16 protein-coding genes are annotated in these 17815 nt (G+C 52.1%); 13 read left to right on the top strand and 3 right to left on the bottom strand.

Going from position 1 to position 17815, the window contains the following annotated elements:
• Window positions 1–6: 6 nt before the first annotated feature.
• From ubiJ to tatD, 6 genes are all read left to right on the top strand, one after another.
• Complete coding sequence (gene ubiJ / locus NA197_RS20770) at window positions 7–612, top strand: ubiquinone biosynthesis protein UbiJ (RefSeq protein ID WP_001116093.1); 606 nt, start codon at window positions 7–9, stop codon at window positions 610–612.
• Window positions 609–2249: a ubiquinone biosynthesis regulatory protein kinase UbiB gene (gene ubiB, locus NA197_RS20765; RefSeq protein WP_064042895.1), complete on the top strand. Its 1641-nt coding sequence runs from the start codon at window positions 609–611 to the stop codon at window positions 2247–2249. The genes ubiJ and ubiB overlap by 4 nt, the downstream gene beginning before the upstream one ends.
• 205 nt (window positions 2250–2454) lie before the next feature.
• Window positions 2455–2709: a Sec-independent protein translocase subunit TatA gene (gene tatA / locus NA197_RS20760; protein ID WP_000508972.1), complete on the top strand. Its 255-nt coding sequence runs from the start codon at window positions 2455–2457 to the stop codon at window positions 2707–2709.
• A gap of 3 nt (window positions 2710–2712) precedes the next feature.
• Window positions 2713–3261 (top strand): Sec-independent protein translocase protein TatB, encoded by a 549-nt coding sequence (gene tatB / locus NA197_RS20755; protein WP_000459612.1) that lies wholly within the window; start codon window positions 2713–2715, stop codon window positions 3259–3261.
• Between the two features lie 2 nt (window positions 3262–3263).
• Window positions 3264–4043, top strand: a complete 780-nt coding sequence (gene tatC / locus NA197_RS20750) for a Sec-independent protein translocase subunit TatC (protein ID WP_000257554.1) — start codon at window positions 3264–3266, stop codon at window positions 4041–4043.
• A gap of 41 nt (window positions 4044–4084) precedes the next feature.
• Window positions 4085–4867, top strand: a complete 783-nt coding sequence (gene tatD, locus NA197_RS20745; RefSeq protein ID WP_000459637.1) for a 3'-5' ssDNA/RNA exonuclease TatD — start codon at window positions 4085–4087, stop codon at window positions 4865–4867.
• A gap of 7 nt (window positions 4868–4874) precedes the next feature.
• Here the strand turns inward: tatD and rfaH are convergent, their stop codons facing one another.
• The gene (gene rfaH, locus NA197_RS20740) at window positions 4875–5363 is read right to left on the bottom strand and encodes a transcription/translation regulatory transformer protein RfaH (protein ID WP_001192410.1); all 489 of its coding nucleotides are present in this window, start codon (window positions 5361–5363) and stop codon (window positions 4875–4877) included.
• A gap of 185 nt (window positions 5364–5548) precedes the next feature.
• On the opposite strand from rfaH, the gene ubiD reads away from it, so the two are divergent.
• From ubiD to NA197_RS20725, 3 genes are all read left to right on the top strand, one after another.
• A complete protein-coding gene (gene ubiD / locus NA197_RS20735; RefSeq protein ID WP_000339763.1) occupies window positions 5549–7027 on the top strand; it encodes a 4-hydroxy-3-polyprenylbenzoate decarboxylase in 1479 nt (492 codons plus the stop codon).
• 85 nt (window positions 7028–7112) lie between these two features.
• Window positions 7113–7814: an NAD(P)H-flavin reductase gene (fre, locus tag NA197_RS20730; protein ID WP_000209838.1), complete on the top strand. Its 702-nt coding sequence runs from the start codon at window positions 7113–7115 to the stop codon at window positions 7812–7814.
• Between the two features lie 253 nt (window positions 7815–8067).
• On the top strand, window positions 8068–9891 hold the full coding sequence (locus NA197_RS20725; protein WP_064042896.1) for an aryl-sulfate sulfotransferase: 1824 nt from the start codon (window positions 8068–8070) through the stop codon (window positions 9889–9891).
• Between the two features lie 196 nt (window positions 9892–10087).
• On the opposite strand, the gene fadA is transcribed toward NA197_RS20725, so the two are convergent.
• Window positions 10088–11251: an acetyl-CoA C-acyltransferase FadA gene (gene fadA / locus NA197_RS20720; RefSeq protein ID WP_000438778.1), complete on the bottom strand. Its 1164-nt coding sequence runs from the start codon at window positions 11249–11251 to the stop codon at window positions 10088–10090.
• A gap of 9 nt (window positions 11252–11260) precedes the next feature.
• The gene (gene fadB, locus NA197_RS20715; RefSeq protein WP_000966001.1) at window positions 11261–13450 is read right to left on the bottom strand and encodes a fatty acid oxidation complex subunit alpha FadB; all 2190 of its coding nucleotides are present in this window, start codon (window positions 13448–13450) and stop codon (window positions 11261–11263) included.
• Window positions 13451–13639: 189 nt separating this feature from the next.
• Between fadB and pepQ the strand changes: the two genes are divergently transcribed.
• From pepQ to hemG, 4 genes are read left to right on the top strand one after another with little or no spacing between them, the layout of a single operon-like run.
• A complete protein-coding gene (gene pepQ, locus NA197_RS20710; RefSeq protein WP_000444529.1) occupies window positions 13640–14971 on the top strand; it encodes a Xaa-Pro dipeptidase in 1332 nt (443 codons plus the stop codon).
• The gene (locus NA197_RS20705) at window positions 14971–15585 is read left to right on the top strand and encodes an IMPACT family protein (RefSeq protein ID WP_000378897.1); all 615 of its coding nucleotides are present in this window, start codon (window positions 14971–14973) and stop codon (window positions 15583–15585) included. Before pepQ ends, NA197_RS20705 begins: the two co-directional genes overlap by 1 nt.
• 38 nt (window positions 15586–15623) lie before the next feature.
• Window positions 15624–17075 carry a Trk system potassium transporter TrkH gene (gene trkH, locus NA197_RS20700; RefSeq protein ID WP_064042897.1) on the top strand — a complete coding sequence of 484 codons (1452 nt, stop codon included), beginning with the start codon at window positions 15624–15626 and terminating at the stop codon, window positions 17073–17075.
• Between the two features lie 11 nt (window positions 17076–17086).
• Window positions 17087–17632 carry a menaquinone-dependent protoporphyrinogen IX dehydrogenase gene (hemG, locus tag NA197_RS20695; RefSeq protein WP_000853982.1) on the top strand — a complete coding sequence of 182 codons (546 nt, stop codon included), beginning with the start codon at window positions 17087–17089 and terminating at the stop codon, window positions 17630–17632.
• The last annotated feature ends 183 nt before the right edge of the window (window positions 17633–17815 follow it).

The raw sequence follows: 17815 nt of genomic DNA, 5'->3' as shown, positions 1-17815 counted from the left end.
GGTGGAATGCCTTTTAAACCCTTAGTGACCGCAGGAATTGAAGGTCTCCTCAATACGTTTCTGTATCGTTCGCCAGCGCTGAAATCAGCCAGAACGCGCTTACAGGGAAAAGTACTGTGTGTGAAACTAAAGGGATTTTCGACGCCATTAGTCCTGGTATTCAGTGAACGCCAGGTTGATGTGCTGGGGGCATGGGAAGGCGAAGCGGACTGTACGGTAATCACTCAAGCTAGCGTTTTGCCAAAACTACGCGATCGTCAGCAGTTGGCCGCGCTTATTCGCAGCGGCGAACTGGAAGTGCAGGGCGATATTCAGGTCGTGCAAAATTTTGTGGCGCTCGCCGATCTCGCCGAATTCGATCCTGCGGAGCTGTTGGCGCCATACACGGGTGATATTGCGGCGGAAAGTATCGGTAAGGTCGTGCGTGGCGGGGCTAAATTCCTGCGCCACGGGTTTCAACGCCAGCAGCGTTATGCCGCTGAAGCGATCACTGAAGAGTGGCGTATGGCGCCTGGCCCGCTGGAAGTCGCATGGTTTGCCGAAGAAACCGCGGCTGTTGAGCGCGCCGTAGATTCTCTGACCACACGGCTGGAAAAACTGGAGGCCAAATGACGCCAGGTGAAGTACGGCGCCTATATTTCATCATCCGCACGTTTTTAAGCTACGGCCTTGATGAACTCATCCCCCGAATGCGTCTTACACTGCCATTCCGATTATGGCGCTATTCGCTGTTCTGGATGCCAAACCGGCATAAAGATAAATTGCTGGGTGAACGATTAAGACTGGCGTTGCAAGAGCTGGGACCGGTCTGGATCAAATTTGGTCAGATGCTCTCCACGCGCCGTGACCTGTTCCCGCCGCAAATCGCCGATCAGCTCGCTTTGCTCCAGGATAAAGTCGCGCCATTCGATGGCCGGCTGGCGAAAGCCCAGATTGAAGAGGCGATGGGGGGGCTACCAGTCGAAGCCTGGTTTGACGACTTTGATATCCAGCCTTTAGCGTCGGCGTCAATCGCCCAGGTACATACCGCGCGATTGAAATCAAACGGTAAAGAAGTGGTTATTAAGGTCATTCGCCCGGATATTTTGCCGGTAATTCAGGCAGACCTGAAACTGATTTATCGCCTTGCTCGCTGGGTGCCACGCCTGTTGCCGGATGGGCGTCGTCTGCGCCCGACGGAAGTGGTGCGTGAGTATGAGAAAACGCTGATCGATGAGCTGAATCTGCTGCGGGAATCGGCCAACGCGATTCAGTTACGCCGCAATTTTGAAAATAGTCCCATGCTGTATATCCCGGAGGTGTACTCCGATTACTGTAGCCAGAACATGATGGTGATGGAGCGGATATACGGCATTCCGGTTTCGGATGTGGCGGCGCTGGAAAAGAACGGCACCAACATGAAACTGCTGGCGGAACGCGGGGTTAAAGTTTTCTTCACCCAGGTTTTCCGCGACAGCTTTTTCCATGCGGACATGCATCCGGGAAATATTTTTGTCAGCCATGAACACCCTGAAAACCCGCAATATATCGGCATTGACTGCGGTATCGTTGGGTCGCTAAACAAAGAAGATAAGCGTTATCTGGCTGAAAACTTTATCGCGTTTTTTAATCGCGATTACCGAAAGGTGGCAGAACTGCATGTCGATTCAGGCTGGGTTCCGCCAGATACCAACGTTGAAGATTTTGAGTTTGCCATCCGCACCGTCTGTGAACCTATCTTTGAAAAGCCGCTCGCGGAAATCTCGTTTGGTCATGTGTTGTTAAACCTTTTCAATACAGCGCGTCGATTTAACATGGAAGTCCAGCCGCAACTGGTGTTGTTGCAGAAAACATTATTGTATGTTGAAGGGGTTGGGCGGCAACTTTATCCTCAGCTTGATTTGTGGAAAACGGCGAAGCCGTTTCTTGAGTCCTGGATCAAAGATCAGGTGGGTATTCCGGCTCTCACGCGGGCTCTTAAAGAAAAAGCGCCGTTCTGGGTCGAAAAAATGCCAGAAATACCTGAACTGGTGTACGACAGTTTGCGCCAGGGCAAATATTTACAGCACAGTGTTGATAAGATTGCGCGCGAGTTACAGGTAAACCATGTGCGCCAAAGTCAGTCTCGTTATTTATTGGGAATTGGCGCAACGCTGTTACTGAGCGGGTCATTCTTACTCGTCAACCGCCCTGAATGGGGATTGATGCCTGGCTGGCTCATGGTCGGCGGCGTAGTTGTCTGGCTGGTTGGCTGGCGTAAAACTCGTTGAGATTTTTTATCGCTCAACGCCGGTTGTGTCACGCAGGTACATATTATCACTCGAGGCAGTACTCAGGCCGCAAGTCAATGTCGTCCCGGTCGTATGTAAAAGTATGTGAATAGGGCGGGCGAAAGCGGCTAACAAAGAGGCAGCGCGAAGGATAATGTGTATAATGCGGCCCTAATAATTCATCATCTATCACAGAGGAACATGTATGGGTGGTATCAGTATTTGGCAGTTGTTGATTGTTGCCGTTATCGTCGTACTGCTGTTCGGCACCAAAAAACTCGGTTCCATCGGTTCCGATCTTGGCGCGTCTATCAAAGGCTTTAAAAAGGCCATGAGCGATGATGATGCCAAACAGGATAAAACCAGTCAGGACGCTGATTTTACCGCTAAATCTATCGCGGATAAGCAAGGCGAAGCGAAAAAGGAAGACGCTAAAAGCCAAGATAAAGAGCAGGTATAATCCGTGTTTGATATCGGTTTTAGCGAACTGCTGTTAGTGTTCGTTATCGGCCTCATTGTGTTGGGGCCGCAACGATTGCCAGTAGCGGTAAAAACGGTAGCGGGCTGGATTCGCGCGTTGCGGTCCCTTGCGACAACGGTTCAGAATGAACTGACTCAGGAACTGAAACTTCAGGAGTTCCAGGACAGTCTGAAAAAAGTCGAAAAGGCGAGCCTGGAAAATCTGACTCCCGAACTGAAAGCATCTATGGATGAACTGCGTCAGGCGGCGGAGTCGATGAAACGCACCTACAGCGCTAACGATCCCGAACAAGCGAGCGATGAAGCGCATACCATCCATAATCCGGTGGTAAAAGGGAACGAAACGCAGCATGAGGGCGTCACCCCTGCCGCCGCTGAAACACAGGCGAGCGCGCCGGAACAAAAGCCGGAGCCCGTTAAAGCTAACGTGCCTGAGTCGACGGAAACCGCTTCCGTAGCCACGATAGACGCCGAGAAGAAATCCGCTGCGCCTGTTGTCGAATCTTCCCCCTCGTCGAGTGATAAACCGTAAACATGGCTGTAGAAGATACTCAACCGCTTATCACGCATCTGATCGAGTTGCGTAAGCGCCTGCTAAACTGCATCGTCGCAGTACTTCTGATTTTTCTGGCGTTAATTTATTTCGCCAATGATATTTATCATTTAGTCGCCGCACCGCTGATAAAACAGATGCCGCAAGGGGCGACAATGATTGCGACGGATGTGGCGTCGCCGTTTTTTACGCCTATCAAACTCACCTTCATGGTGTCTTTGATCTTATCCGCGCCTGTCATTTTGTACCAGGTTTGGGCCTTTATCGCCCCGGCGCTGTATAAGCATGAGCGTCGTCTGGTCGTACCTCTGCTGGTATCCAGCTCGCTGCTTTTCTACATTGGTATGGCCTTCGCCTATTTTGTCGTATTCCCTTTGGCCTTTGGTTTCCTGACGCATACGGCGCCGGAAGGGGTACAGGTTTCGACAGATATCGCCAGCTATCTTAGCTTTGTCATGGCGCTTTTTATGGCCTTTGGCGTAGCCTTTGAAGTGCCGGTGGCGATTGTGTTGCTGTGCTGGATGGGCATCACCACGCCAGAAGATTTGCGTAAAAAACGGCCTTATATCCTGGTCGGGGCATTCATTGTGGGAATGCTGCTTACGCCGCCAGATGTTTTCTCGCAAACGTTGCTGGCGATACCGATGTACTGCCTGTTTGAAATTGGCGTTTTCTGCTCACGCTTTTATGTCGGTAAGAGACGGACGCGCGACGAAGATAACGAGGCCGAAACCGAAAAGGCCGAGCACACTGAAGACTAAACACAACCGCCCGCCAGGGCGGTTGTCATATGGGGGCAAGCATGTTTGATATTGGCGTTAATTTAACCAGTAGCCAGTTTGCAAAAGATCGTGATGATGTGGTCGCCCGTGCGTTTGCGGCGGGAGTAAAAGGTATGCTACTGACCGGAACGAACATCCATGAAAGTCAGCAGGCATTAAAACTGGCGCGGCGCTACCCCCATTGTTGGTCGACGGCTGGCGTCCATCCCCATGACAGCAGTCAGTGGTCACCCGCGTCTGAAGACGCCATTATTGCGCTGGCGAACCAGCCGGAAGTCGTCGCTATCGGTGAGTGCGGGCTGGATTTCAATCGCAATTTTTCCACGCCGCAGGAGCAGGAGCGTGCCTTTCAGGCGCAGCTACAAATTGCCGCCGAATTGCAGATGCCAATCTTTATGCACTGCCGGGACGCGCATGAGCGATTTCTGGCATTGCTTGATCCCTGGCTGGATAGTCTTCCTGGTGCAATACTGCACTGCTTTACCGGTTCACGCCAGCAAATGCAGGCCTGTGTGGATAGAGGGCTCTATATCGGTATTACCGGGTGGGTTTGCGACGAACGACGCGGGCTTGAGCTACGTGAACTCTTACCGTTTATTCCAGCGGAAAAGCTACTGATAGAAACCGACGCGCCGTATCTGTTGCCTCGCGATCTTACGCCGAAACCAACGTCACGACGCAACGAGCCCGCGTATCTGCCTCACATTCTGGAGCGCATTGCGCTATGGCGTGGTGAAGATCCGCAATGGTTAGCGGCGATGACAGATGCCAACGCCAGAACCTTATTTGAGGTCGTATTCTGAACGATCGCTAAATCTTGCGAAAACCGGTGTTTTTTACGCTCTGCTTCACTTCTTTATTGAGTAAATTAAGCAGTAACATCGAACGCGTTTCGCCATCCGGTTCGGTAAAAATCGCTTTCAGCCCTTCAAATGCGCCTTCCGTGATGATGACGCTATCGCCGGGATAGGGGGTTTCAGGATCGACAACGCCTTCGGGCTTGTAGATAGAAAGCTGATGAATAACGCTGGAAGGCACGATCGCAGGATGCGCGCCAAAGCGCACAAAATGGCTGACGCCGCGCGTGGCGTTGATTGTAGTGGTATGTATCACTTCCGGATCAAATTCAACGAACAGATAATTAGGAAAGAGCGGTTCGCTGACGGAGGTACGTTTTCCGCGTACCATTTTTTCCAGGGTGATCATCGGTGTCAGGCAACTTACCGCTTGTCTTTCGAGGTGTTCCTGAGCACGCTGAAGTTGCCCGCGTTTGCAGTACAGTAAATACCAGGATTGCATAATGACTCTTATCCGCTTGTTCGGGGCGCAAGCATAGCAAAAGCCATGCGCGAAGTTAATTATACACTTCATCCTTTAAGCCGTATCTGGATTAGCGTTGGTTGCCAGAGTTCACGCTAATTTAACAAAAATACAGCATCCCGATGATGAACGCCGTATAATGATGCGCTTACCAAGAGGCTACAATGGACGCCATGAAATATCACGATTTACGCGACTTCCTGACGCTACTTGAGCAGCAGGGGGAACTAAAACGCATCACGCTACCTGTGGATCCTCATCTGGAAATCACGGAAATCGCTGACCGCACGCTGCGTGCCGGTGGACCGGCGTTGCTGTTTGAAAATCCTAAAGGTTACGCCATGCCGGTGCTGTGCAACCTTTTTGGCACGCCAAAACGCGTGGCGATGGGCATGGGGCAGGATGATGTTTCCGCCTTACGGGAAGTGGGTAAATTATTAGCGTTTCTGAAAGAACCTGAGCCGCCGAAAGGCTTTCGCGATCTGTTTGACAAGCTGCCGCAGTTTAAGCAAGTGCTGAATATGCCGACGAAACGGTTACGCGGCGCGCCTTGCCAGCAGAAAATCGCGTCTGGCGATGATGTCGATTTAACGCGTCTTCCAGTCATGACCTGTTGGCCGGACGACGCCGCGCCGCTGATTACCTGGGGACTGACGGTAACGCGTGGCCCGCACAAAGAACGGCAAAACCTGGGCATTTATCGTCAGCAGTTGATAGGTAAAAATAAGCTGATTATGCGCTGGCTGTCTCACCGCGGCGGCGCGCTGGATTTTCAGGAGTGGTTAGCCGCGCGTCCGGGTGAACGTTTCCCGGTCTCCGTCGCATTGGGCGCCGATCCGGCGACGATACTTGGCGCCGTGACTCCTGTTCCCGATACTCTGTCGGAGTATGCCTTTGCGGGCCTGCTGCGCGGCACGAAAACTGAAGTGGTTAAATGCCTTTCTAACGATCTGGAAGTGCCTGCCAGCGCCGAGATTATCCTTGAAGGTTACATTGAGCCGGGAGAGATGGCGCCGGAAGGACCGTATGGCGATCATACGGGCTATTATAATGAAGTGGATAACTTTCCGGTCTTTACCGTCACGCATATGACGCAGCGTGAGGATGCCATCTATCACTCCACCTATACCGGGCGTCCGCCCGATGAGCCTGCGGTATTAGGGGTGGCGCTCAATGAAGTCTTCGTGCCTATTCTGCAAAAACAGTTTCCGGAAATCGTCGACTTTTATCTGCCGCCGGAAGGGTGTTCTTACCGCCTGGCGGTAGTGACGATGAAAAAGCAGTACGCTGGTCATGCGAAACGCGTCATGATGGGCGTCTGGTCGTTTTTGCGCCAGTTTATGTATACGAAGTTTGTTATCGTTTGCGATGATGACGTTAACGCACGCGACTGGAATGATGTGATCTGGGCGATTACCACCCGTATGGACCCTGCGCGGGATACGGTGCTGGTTGAAAATACGCCGATTGACTACCTGGATTTTGCCTCGCCGGTCTCCGGGCTGGGTTCAAAAATGGGGCTGGATGCCACAAACAAATGGCCGGGCGAAACCCAACGCGAGTGGGGTCGTCCTATTGTTAAAGATCCTGAAGTTACCGCGCGTATTGATGCGATTTGGGATGAGCTGGCTATCTTTAAATAACTGAAAGCGGACATCGACATTTCAGGCTGCGGCGACTCGGCTTGAAAAATGTCGGTATTGACCCGACACCCGACAGAGGGAGCGCATGACAACCTTAAGCTGTAAAGTGACCTCGGTAGAAGCTATCACCGATACCGTATATCGGGTTCGTTTAGTGCCGGACGCGGCGTTTACATTCCGCGCTGGTCAGTATTTGATGGTCGTAATGGACGAGCGTGACAAACGCCCGTTTTCGATGGCCTCAACGCCGGACGAGAAAGGGTTTATTGAATTACACATTGGCGCTTCCGAGCTCAATCTGTATGCGATGGCGGTCATGGATCGAATTCTGAAAGACCGGGAAATCGTCGTCGATATTCCGCATGGCGACGCCTGGCTACGTGACGATGAAGAGCGTCCGTTGATTCTGATCGCGGGCGGTACGGGCTTTTCTTATGTGCGCTCCATCCTGTTGACGGCATTAGCGCGCAACCCGAATCGCGATGTTACCATTTACTGGGGTGGTCGCGAAGAAAAGCACCTCTATGATCTCTCTGAGCTGGAAGCACTCTCTGTTAACCATCCGAATTTGCGTATTGAACCTGTGGTCGAGCAGCCGGAAGAAGGCTGGCGTGGACGTACAGGAACGGTACTTACGGCGGTATTGCAGGATTATGGTACGCTGGCGGGGCACGATATTTATATTGCCGGACGTTTTGAGATGGCGAAAATCGCCCGCGATCTGTTCTGTCATGAGCGTAACGCGCGGGAAGATCGTCTGTTTGGCGATGCGTTCGCATTTATTTAACTATTTTATGGGACGCAGTAGCGTCCCTTTTTACGTTAGCCTACCTAAAAGTCCTCTTAAATATTAATTAATCGTCAACTATAAAACGTTATGATATTGAATATCTACAGGCTTTGTATTGCGTGTAATAAATTAAGTAATATTATGTCCTGAGGCTATCAATAAAAATAGTTAATTATATATGCTTCATTTATTTTTATAAAAGAAACATAAAATGGAAAGTTAGTTATTTATTTATAAGATGGAGAGTGTTATGAAATTTAAATATGCTTTAACTTCTCTCGCATTATCTGTTGCAATTTTGTCATCAGTACCTTCTACTGCTTTCGCCATCGGCGGCGCCAGCGGCGCTAAAGTGGACTATCAGGTCCAGGGAAAAATTGGCGAAGTTGTTATGAACCCCTATGATATCGCGCCGTTAACCGCCGTTATTCGTAATGGCGGTTACCAGTTACGTGACGTGCATGTGCGGATTGTACCCAAAGAAAATGGCCAGGAGATCGCGTATAAAGTTAATAATAAATACCTTTTAACGTATGGCGGTATTCCCGTCTTTGGTCTTTACCCGGATTATGTCAATACCGTTGAAGTTGAATATACAAGAATCCAGGGTAGTAAAACCGAAAATATAAAAGAAAGCTATAAAATGTATGCACCGCCTGCTTATAGTGAATCAGCGGGTACAAAAGAAGAACAATCAGCACTCTTTACTATCGATGTTAAAAAGGTTTCCCCAGAATTTAAAGATCGCTTGTATCTTTTGAATAATACGAAAGATAAGTCTGGGAATGGAACGCGTACTGTCTGGAACAACCCTACTGGGGGTGCATTAGAATGGAACTTCACTACAGCTAACGCTATTATCGACACCTCCGGTGATATTCGTTGGTTTATGAATCCAAGTTCAATTTATGATTTAAAGTCAATTTATCGTGCTGGCGTTATGATGGGCTTTAAACAAAACCAGGATGGCGCACTATCGTGGGGCTACGGTCAGCGTTATGTGAAATACGATATCATGGGGCGTGAAATCTTTAACCGCCGCCTGCCGGATAATTATAACGATTTTTCACACTCAATGGATAACGCGGCCAACGGTCACTACTTCCTGCGTGTAGCCAGCTCTAACTATAAACGTCCTGATGGGAAAAATGTTCGTACCGTGCGTGATGTGATTGCCGAAGTTGATCAGAACGGCGTGGTAGTGGATGAATGGCGTCTGTTTGATATCCTCGATCCTTATCGTGATGTGATAATGAAAACCCTCGATCAGGGCGCTGTGTGCCTGAATATCGACGCCAGCCAGTCCGGCCATACGTTGAGCGAAGAAGATCTGGCGGCGCTGGACTCCTCCGACAAATTCGGGGATATCGTGGGTAGTGGGGCTGGCCGCAACTGGGCGCATGTCAACAGCGTCGACTATGACAGTGAAGATGATTCCATCATCATCAGCTCCCGCCACCAGAGTGCGATTATCAAAATCGGCCGCGATAAGAAAGTGAAGTGGATACTGGGTACGCCTGCTGGCTGGAAAGCGCCATTTAATGCCGCAATTCTGACGCCTGTGGATAGCAAAGGCCAAAAAATCGCCTGCCAGGACAGTGGCTGCGAGGGTGACTTCGACTGGACATGGACGCAACATACGGCCTTTAAAATTGATAGTAAGAGTAAAGGCGATATCTTATACCTTTCCGCTTTCGACAATGGCGATGGCCGCGGCTTAGAACAGCCTGCTATGCAGAGTATGAAATACAGCCGCTCCGTGATTTACAAAATCGACCAGAAAAACAAGACAGTCCAACAGATCTGGCAATACGGTAAAGAGCGCGGGAACGAGTGGTTTAGCCCGGTAACCTCTATCACCGAGTACCAGACTGACAAGAATTCTGTGTTCGTGTATTCCGCAACAGCAGGTGGTGCGTTTGATTTATCGGTAGGCGCATTTACCAGCTTGCCTAATCCGTATCTGGAAGAGTTCAAATGGGGAGAAAAAGAGCCTGCGGTTGAAATGCAAATACATGGTGCGCGTGGATATCAGGCTATGCCATTTAGCCTGACCAAAGCGCTTACTGAGTAGAGCGGGCCATACGGTGAAAAAACCCGCCCCTGACGGGCGGGAAAAACGGCAACTAAACTGTTTCCCGTCATAATTCGCGCAGCCTCTTTGTTGGCTGCCTTTGCTCACCCCGGGCACATAGTTATCTATGTGCCCGGGGATTCGCTCAGTTGCCGCCGCGCTGCAACGTGAATTATTTAGGGGACATTATCTTTAATTAAACCCGCTCAAACACCGTGGCGATGCCCTGACCCAGACCAATACACATCGTCGCCAGACCAAACTGCGCGTCTTTGCGCTCCATCAGGTTGATAAGCGTGGTGCTGATACGTGCTCCGGAGCAGCCGAGCGGATGACCAAGCGCGATCGCGCCGCCGTTGAGGTTGATCTTCTCGTCTATCTGCTCCATCAATCCCAGATCCTTAATGCATGGCAGGATCTGTGCGGCAAACGCTTCGTTCATCTCAAACACATCGATATCGCTGGCCGACAGTCCCGCTTTTTTCAACGCCAGTTTTGATGCCGGAACCGGCCCGTAACCCATAATTGACGGATCGCAACCCACCACTGCCATTGAGCGAATACGGGCGCGAGGTTTCAGGCCCAGCTCACGGGCACGACTTTCGCTCATTACCAGCATGGCGGCTGCGCCATCGGAAAGCGCGGATGAGGTGCCCGCCGTGACCGTGCCACTAACCGGATCAAATGCCGGACGCAGCGTTGATAGCGCTTCGACCGTGGTTTCCGGGCGGATCACTTCATCGTAGTTAAACTGCTTCAACACGCCGTCTGCATCATGACCGCCAGTCGGGATAATCTCCGTTTTGAATGCGCCAGACTGCGTGGCGGCCCAGGCGCGGGCGTGAGAACGCGCGGCGAACTGGTCCTGCATTTCCCGGCTAATGCCGTGCAGGCGGGAGAGCATTTCCGCCGTTAGCCCCATCATCCCTGCCGCTTTGGCGACGTTGCGGCTCAGACCCGGGTGAAAATCCACGCCGTGGCTCATCGGCACGTGCCCCATATGCTCCACGCCGCCAACCAGACAAACCTGCGCATCGCCGGTCATGATCATTCGCGCTGCATCGTGTAACGCCTGCATCGAGGAACCACACAGACGGTTGACGGTGACCGCCGGTACCGAATGGGGAATTTCTGCCAGCAGCGCGGCGTTACGGGCAATGTTGAAGCCTTGCTCCAGCGTTTGTTGTACGCAGCCCCAGTAAATATCATCGAGGGTCGCCGCTGTAAGCGACGGATTACGCGCCAGCAGGCTACGCATTAAGTGGGCGGAGAGATCTTCTGCCCGCACGTTGCGAAACGCGCCGCCCTTCGAACGGCCCATCGGGGTGCGAATAGCATCGACAATGACAACCTGTTCCATTGTGACTCCTTAAGCCGTTTTCAGAGAACCAACCGGACGGGCTGGTTCAACCGGGGGATAATACGGTTCGTTATGGCGCGCTTTATTACGCAGCCCTTCCGGCACTTCATACAGCGGGCCGAGGTGTTGATACTGCTGCGCCATATCAAGATATTTCGCGCTGCCCTGTGTATCCAGCCAGCGGAATGCGCCGCCGTGGAACGGAGGGAAGCCCAGGCCGTAGACCAGCGCCATATCGGCTTCCGCCGGGCTTGCGATAATGCCTTCTTCCAGACAGCGAACCACTTCGTTAATCATCGGGATCATCATACGGGCGATTATCTCGTCGTCGCTGAAGTCGCGTTTCGGCTGGCTGACGCTTGCCAGCAGGTCATCCACCGCGGCATCTTCTTCTTTCTTCGGCTTACCCTTGCTGTCTTCTTTATAGCGCCAGAAGCCCAGACCGTTTTTTTGCCCAAAACGGCTGGCGTCAAACAATGCGTCGATCGCGTCGCGATACTCTTTCTGCATACGCTGTGGGAAGCCTGCCGCCATTACCGCCTGCGCGTGATGCGCGGTATCAATACCCACCACGTCGAGCAGATAGGCCGGGCCCATCGGCCAGCCGAACTGTTTTTCCATCACTTTATCGACTTTGCGGAAATCCGCGCCGTCGCGCAGCAGTTGACTGAAACCGGCGAAATAGGGGAACAGCACGCGGTTAACAAAGAAGCCGGGGCAGTCGTTGACTACAATCGGTGTCTTGCCCATTTTGCTGGCCCAGGCGACGACTTTGGCAATGGTTTCGTCTGAACTCTTCTCGCCGCGAATGATTTCAACCAGCGGCATCCGGTGTACCGGGTTGAAGAAGTGCATTCCGCAAAAGTTTTCCGGACGTTCCAGGGCGCTTGCCAGTTCGCCAATTGGGATGGTGGAGGTATTTGAGGCCAGCACGGTTTCCGGGCGCACTTTCTGCTCGGTTTCCGCCAGTACCGCTTTTTTGACTTTCGGATTTTCGACCACCGCTTCGACAACAACATCTACACGATCGAAACCGGCATAATCGAGAGTCGGGTGGATGGTCGAAATGACGCCCGCCAGCTTCAGACCGTCGATTTTGCCGCGTTCCAGCTGTTTGTTCAGCAGCTTGGCCGCTTCGGTCATGCCGAGGTTCAACGATTTATCGTTGATATCTTTCATGATGACCGGTACGCCTTTCCAGGCCGACTGGTAAGCGATACCGCCGCCCATAATGCCCGCGCCCAGTACGGCTGCCTGTTTCGGCGTCTCAATATCTTTGGTCAGCTTTTTGGCTTTACCTTTTACATATTGATCGTTGAGGAAGATACCGACCAGCGCACGAGCCTCATTGGTATGCGCCAGCGGAACAAAGCTTTTATTTTCCAGATTCAGCGCTTCTTCACGACCAAAACGCGCGGCGGCTTCAATGGTTTTCACTGCGGTCATCGGCGCCGGATAATGTTTACCCGCCGTTTGTGCGACCATGCCTTTAGCGATGGTAAAGCTCATCGCTGCTTCAATTTTGCTGAGTTTCAACGGTTCCAGTTTCGGCTGGCGTTTAGCTCTCCAGTCGAGATCGCCGGTAATGGCCTGGCGTAACACCGCTATCGCGCCTTCAATTAGCTTCTCTTGTTTGACCACGCCGTCCACAAGGCCGATTTTCAGCGCGTGCTCAGCACCGACATCTTTACCTGCCGCGATGATCTCCAGCGCGCTGTCTGCGCCCAGCATACGCGGCAGACGAACGGAGCCGCCGAAACCCGGCATGATGCCCAGTTTAGTTTCCGGCAGACCGATACGGAGGTCTGGCGTCGCCAGACGGTAATCGGTGGCCAGTACGCATTCGCACCCGCCGCCCAGCGCATAGCCGTTTACGGCGGCAAGGGTCGGTACGGGTAAATCTTCCAGACGGTTAAAGACGCTATTAGCGAAATGCAGCCATTGGCTTAACTGCTCTTCGGGGACGAGGAACAGTGAAAGAAATTCGGTGATGTCCGCGCCGACAATAAAGGCCGCTTTATTCGAGCGCAGCAGCAGCCCTTTTAAATCGTGTTGCTTTTCCAGCACCTCAAGCGCCTGGCCGAGGCTGGCGACGGTTGCGGTGTCGAGTTTATTGACCGAGCCTGGAGCATCGAACACCAGTTCGGCGATGCCATCTTCCAGCCAGTCGAGGTACAGGGTGTCGCCTTTATAAAGCATGTCAGTCTCCTGAATCCACAAGGTGATCTGGTCGTACCAGATGAAGCGAAGTGTGTATTTTGTGTTAATAAAATGCAAATAAATGATTAAAGAAATGCCGATGTGATCACGCTCGGCAGAGATCACGCTCTCGTGGGGCGATGTGCTAAGATGCGGAAACTTGAGGTCAAAAAAACAGAAGGGTAAAAAATGGAATCACTGGCCGCGCTCTATAAAAATCATATTGTTACCTTACAAGAACGGACGCGCGATGTTCTGGCGCGCTTTAAGCTGGATGCGTTACTTATTCATTCCGGCGAGCTTTTCAACGTCTTTCTCGACGATCACCCTTATCCGTTTAAGGTCAATCCGCAGTTTAAAGCGTGGGTGCCGGTAACTCAGGTTCCAAATTGCTGGCTGCTGGTCGATGGCGTCAACAAACCCAAATTGTGGTTTTATCTGCCAGTCGATTACTGGCATAACGTTGAACCGCTGCCAACGTCCTTCTGGACAGAAGAAGTCGAGGTCGTCGCCTTACCGAAAGCGGATGGCATCGGCAGCCAACTGCCTGCCGCGCGTGGCAATATCGGCTATATCGGCCCGGTTCCTGAGCGCGCGCTACAATTGGATATCGCTGCCAGCAACATCAACCCGAAAGGTGTTATCGACTATCTGCATTACTACCGCGCCTATAAAACGGATTATGAACTGGCCTGTATGCGCGAAGCGCAGAAAATGGCGGTGAGCGGTCATCGGGCGGCGGAAGAGGCCTTCCGTTCCGGCATGAGCGAGTTTGACATCAACCTGGCGTACCTGACCGCCACGGGACATCGCGATACCGATGTTCCATACAGCAACATTGTGGCGCTGAACGAACATGCCGCCGTGCTGCATTACACGAAACTGGATCATCAGGCACCGTCTGAAATGCGCAGTTTCCTGCTGGATGCGGGCGCGGAATACAATGGCTACGCGGCGGATCTGACGCGAACCTGGTCGGCGAAAAGCGATAACGACTACGCCCACCTGGTGAAAGATGTTAACGACGAACAGTTGGCGCTGATCGCTACCATGAAGGCGGGCGTCAGCTATGTGGATTATCATATTCAGTTCCATCAGCGCATCGCGAAGCTGCTGCGTAAACATCAAATCATTACCGACATGAGTGAAGAGGCGATGGTGGAAAATGATCTCACCGGGCCGTTTATGCCGCACGGTATTGGTCATCCGTTGGGTCTGCAGGTACACGATGTGGCCGGGTTTATGCAGGATGATTCCGGTACGCATCTCGCCGCGCCGTCCAAATACCCGTATCTGCGCTGCACGCGTGTGTTACAGCCGCGAATGGTGTTGACCATCGAACCGGGGATTTACTTCATCGAATCGCTGTTAGCGCCGTGGCGCGAAGGGCCGTTCAGCAAGCACTTCAACTGGCAGAAAATTGAAGCGCTCAAGCCTTTTGGCGGTATTCGCATTGAAGATAACGTGGTCATCCACGAAAACGGCGTGGAAAACATGACGCGGGATTTAAAACTGGCGTAATGGACAGTTGGTTAATCCCTGCAGCGCCGGTCACCGTTGTTGAAGAGATCAAAAAAAGCCGCTTTATTACGCTATTGGCGCATACCGATGGCGTAGACGCGGCGAAAGCGTTTGTTGAGTCAGTCAGAGCTGAGCACCCTGATGCGCGCCACCATTGTGTGGCGTGGGTGGCGGGTGCGCCGGACGACTCACAGCAACTGGGCTTTTCAGACGACGGCGAACCGGCGGGAACGGCAGGCAAGCCGATGCTTGCGCAATTGATGGGTAGCGGCGTCGGAGAGATTACTGCCGTCGTCGTGCGCTACTATGGTGGTATTCTGCTGGGTACGGGCGGGCTGGTAAAAGCCTATGGCGGCGGTGTGAATCAGGCATTACGTCAGCTTGCCACACAACGCAAGACGCCATTAACCGAATATACTTTGCAGTGTGAGTACGGTCAGTTGGCCGGAATCGAAGCATTATTAGGACAGTTTGCCGGGAAGATCGTTTCCAGCGATTATCAGGCGTCTGTTCGGCTCAGGGTGGCGCTTCCTTTTGCTCATGTGAATGCATTTTCCACAAAACTGGCGGATTTTAGCCGTGGTTCATTGCAATTGTTAGCGATTGAAGAATAATCCCCACCTCATTTTTAAGAATAAAGGAAGCGGCAGAGATGCATTTTCGCGCCATTACCCGAATCGTTGGACTACTGGTTATCTTATTTTCGGGGACAATGATTCTCCCGGGACTGGTAGCGCTAATATATCGTGATGGCGCAGGAAGAGCGTTCACGCAGACCTTTTTTGTCGCGCTGGCGATCGGTTCCATACTGTGGTGGCCAAACCGTAGGGAAAAGGGCGAGCTGAAATCCCGCGAAGGATTTCTTATCGTGGTGCTGTTCTGGACCGTGCTGGGCAGCGTGGGTGCGCTGCCGTTTATTTTCTCGGAAAGCCCAAACCTCACCATTACCGATGCTTTTTTTGAATCGTTCTCCGGGTTAACCACCACGGGCGCCACTACGCTGGTGGGGCTGGATTCATTACCGCACGCCATTCTCTTTTATCGTCAGATGCTGCAATGGTTTGGCGGTATGGGGATCATTGTGCTGGCGGTGGCGATTCTCCCTATCCTCGGCGTCGGGGGGATGCAGCTCTATCGGGCGGAAATGCCGGGGCCGCTGAAAGATAACAAAATGCGCCCGCGTATTGCCGAGACGGCGAAAACGCTGTGGCTTATCTATGTCTTGCTAACGGTAGCCTGCGCGCTGGCGCTATGGTTTGCAGGGATGCCCGCGTTTGACGCTATCGGACACAGCTTCTCCACTATCGCTATCGGCGGCTTCTCAACGCATGACGCCAGCGTAGGCTATTTTGATAGTCCCACTATTAATACCATCATCGCTATTTTCCTGCTGATCTCCGGTTGTAACTATGGCCTGCATTTCTCTTTATTAAGCGGACGTAGCCTGAAAGTATACTGGCGCGATCCGGAATTCCGCATGTTCATCGGCGTACAGTTGACGCTGGTGGTGATCTGCACGCTGGTACTGTGGTTCCATAATATCTACGACTCGGCGCTGACAACGCTAAATCAGGCGTTCTTCCAGGTTGTGTCGATGGCGACAACGGCAGGGTTTACCACGGACAGCATTGCGCGCTGGCCGTTGTTTTTGCCCGTCTTGCTGCTATGTTCCGCGTTTATTGGCGGTTGCGCCGGGTCAACGGGCGGGGGGTTAAAGGTCATCCGTATTCTGTTGTTGTTTAAACAGGGGAACCGCGAACTCAAACGTCTGGTGCATCCGAATGCCGTTTACAGTATTAAGCTGGGGAACCGGGCGCTGTCAGAACGTATTCTGGAAGCCGTCTGGGGATTCTTTTCTGCCTACGCGCTGGTATTTATCGTCAGTATGCTGGCCATTATCGCTACAGGCGTAGATGATTTCTCGGCTTTCGCCTCGGTAGTGGCTACGCTTAATAACCTGGGACCGGGGCTGGGGGTGGTTGCTGATAACTTCGCCAGTATGAATCCGGTTGCGAAATGGATACTCATCGCCAACATGCTATTTGGTCGTCTGGAAGTATTCACTTTGCTGGTACTTTTTACCCCGACTTTCTGGCGTGAATAATGGAGTAACACGTGAAAACATTGATTCTTTTCTCTACCCGGGACGGACAAACGCGCGAAATTGCCTCTTATCTGGCTTCTGAACTCAAAGAGATGGGGATCTGGGCCGATGTCGTTAATCTGCATCGCGCAGAAGAGCCGGACTGGGATAGCTATGATCGCGTAGTGATTGGCGCATCTATTCGTTATGGTCATTACCACAGCGCCTTTCAGGAGTTTGTTAAGAAATATGCCACGCGGTTGAACGGAATGCCGAGCGCCTTTTATTCCGTTAACCTGGTGGCGCGTAAAGCTGAAAAACGGACGCCGCAGACTAACAGCTACGCGCGTAAGTTTTTAATGAGCTCTCCGTGGCGACCTGACTACTGTGCCGTCATTGCAGGCGCGCTTCGCTATCCCCGCTATCGCTGGTATGACCGTCTGATGATCAAGCTTATTATGAAGATGTCGGGCGGCGAAACGGATACCAGTAAAGAAGTGGTGTACACCGACTGGGAGCAGGTTGCGCACTTTGCCCGTGAAATAGCCCATTTAACCAACAAATCGTCGGCAAAATAAACGCAAAGAATAAAAAGTGCGCACTCAGAAAATTATTTTAAATTTCCTCTTGTCAGGCAGAAATAACTCCCTATAATGCGCCACCACTGACACGGAACAACGGCACACAGGCCGCCGGGTCAGCGGGGTTCAGACCAGAACCTCACGGAGAAAAGCGAAAATAAACGCTTGACTCTGAAGCGG

Source organism: Salmonella sp. NW884, from assembly GCF_051700745.1.
Taxonomy (GTDB): domain Bacteria; phylum Pseudomonadota; class Gammaproteobacteria; order Enterobacterales; family Enterobacteriaceae; genus Salmonella; species Salmonella enterica.
The sequence above is the reverse complement of the archived record's forward strand: the minus strand, read 5'-3'. Positions and strand labels throughout refer to the sequence as shown.

Coding starts and splice junctions, on each gene's coding strand:
- fadA (WP_000438778.1), bottom strand. CDS start 11,251: ATGGAACAGGTTGTCATTGTCGATGCTATTCGCACCCCGATGGGCCGT.
- fre (WP_000209838.1), top strand. CDS start 7,113: ATGACAACCTTAAGCTGTAAAGTGACCTCGGTAGAAGCTATCACCGAT.
- ubiD (WP_000339763.1), top strand. CDS start 5,549: ATGGACGCCATGAAATATCACGATTTACGCGACTTCCTGACGCTACTT.
- NA197_RS20705 (WP_000378897.1), top strand. CDS start 14,971: ATGGACAGTTGGTTAATCCCTGCAGCGCCGGTCACCGTTGTTGAAGAG.
- tatA (WP_000508972.1), top strand. CDS start 2,455: ATGGGTGGTATCAGTATTTGGCAGTTGTTGATTGTTGCCGTTATCGTC.
- ubiJ (WP_001116093.1), top strand. CDS start 7: ATGCCTTTTAAACCCTTAGTGACCGCAGGAATTGAAGGTCTCCTCAAT.
- tatD (WP_000459637.1), top strand. CDS start 4,085: ATGTTTGATATTGGCGTTAATTTAACCAGTAGCCAGTTTGCAAAAGAT.
- trkH (WP_064042897.1), top strand. CDS start 15,624: ATGCATTTTCGCGCCATTACCCGAATCGTTGGACTACTGGTTATCTTA.
- fadB (WP_000966001.1), bottom strand. CDS start 13,450: ATGCTTTATAAAGGCGACACCCTGTACCTCGACTGGCTGGAAGATGGC.
- NA197_RS20725 (WP_064042896.1), top strand. CDS start 8,068: ATGAAATTTAAATATGCTTTAACTTCTCTCGCATTATCTGTTGCAATT.
- ubiB (WP_064042895.1), top strand. CDS start 609: ATGACGCCAGGTGAAGTACGGCGCCTATATTTCATCATCCGCACGTTT.
- pepQ (WP_000444529.1), top strand. CDS start 13,640: ATGGAATCACTGGCCGCGCTCTATAAAAATCATATTGTTACCTTACAA.
- rfaH (WP_001192410.1), bottom strand. CDS start 5,363: ATGCAATCCTGGTATTTACTGTACTGCAAACGCGGGCAACTTCAGCGT.
- tatC (WP_000257554.1), top strand. CDS start 3,264: ATGGCTGTAGAAGATACTCAACCGCTTATCACGCATCTGATCGAGTTG.